Genomic DNA, 1,022 nt, shown 5'->3' on the forward strand with positions numbered 1-1,022 from the left:
ACCATTGGCCACGTTGACCACGGCAAGACCACGCTGACTGCAGCCATCACCACGGTGCTGGCAGCCAAGTTTGGCGGCTCTGCCAAGGCTTACGATCAGATCGATGCAGCTCCGGAAGAAAAAGCCCGCGGCATTACCATCAACACCGCCCACGTGGAATACGAAACGGCCAACCGCCATTACGCCCACGTGGACTGCCCCGGACACGCCGACTATGTGAAGAACATGATCACTGGCGCTGCCCAAATGGACGGCGCCATCCTGGTGTGTTCCGCTGCAGACGGCCCCATGCCTCAGACCCGCGAGCACATCCTGCTGGCCCGTCAGGTGGGTGTTCCCTACATCATCGTGTTCCTGAACAAGTGCGACATGGTGGACGACGCCGAACTGCTCGAACTCGTTGAAATGGAAGTGCGCGAGCTGCTGGACAAATACGATTTCCCCGGCGACAAGACCCCCATCATCCACGGCTCTGCCAAGCTCGCCATGGAAGGCGACAAGGGTGAACTCGGCGAAGGCGCCATCATGAAGCTGGCCGACGCACTGGACACCTACATCCCCCTGCCCGAGCGCGCAGTCGACGGCGCATTCCTGATGCCCGTGGAAGACGTGTTCTCGATCTCTGGCCGTGGCACCGTGGTGACCGGCCGTATCGAACGCGGTGTGGTCAAGGTCGGCGAAGAAATCGAAATCGTGGGTATCAAGCCCACGCTCAAGACTACCTGCACCGGCGTGGAAATGTTCCGCAAGCTGCTGGACCAGGGCCAGGCTGGCGACAACGTCGGTATCTTGCTGCGCGGCACCAAGCGCGAAGAAGTCGAGCGCGGCCAAGTGCTGTGCAAGCCCACTTCGATCAAGCCCCACACCCACTTCACTGGCGAGATCTATGTCTTGTCCAAGGACGAGGGCGGTCGCCACACACCGTTCTTCAACAACTACCGTCCCCAGTTCTACTTCCGTACAACGGACGTGACCGGTGCGATCGAGTTGCCAGAAGGCAAGGAAATGGTCATGCCTGGTGA

At 60.3% G+C, this 1,022-nt stretch carries 1 protein-coding gene; it reads left to right on the forward strand.

Features of this window, described 5'->3' with window-relative positions; genetic code table 11:
* Positions 1-1,022 (forward strand): elongation factor Tu (tuf, locus tag DIC66_RS22750; protein WP_117180458.1); only part of this gene is annotated, 1,022 nt, incomplete at both ends.

It is taken from the genome of Rhodoferax lacus, from assembly GCF_003415675.1.
Lineage (GTDB): Bacteria > Pseudomonadota > Gammaproteobacteria > Burkholderiales > Burkholderiaceae_C > Allorhodoferax > Allorhodoferax lacus.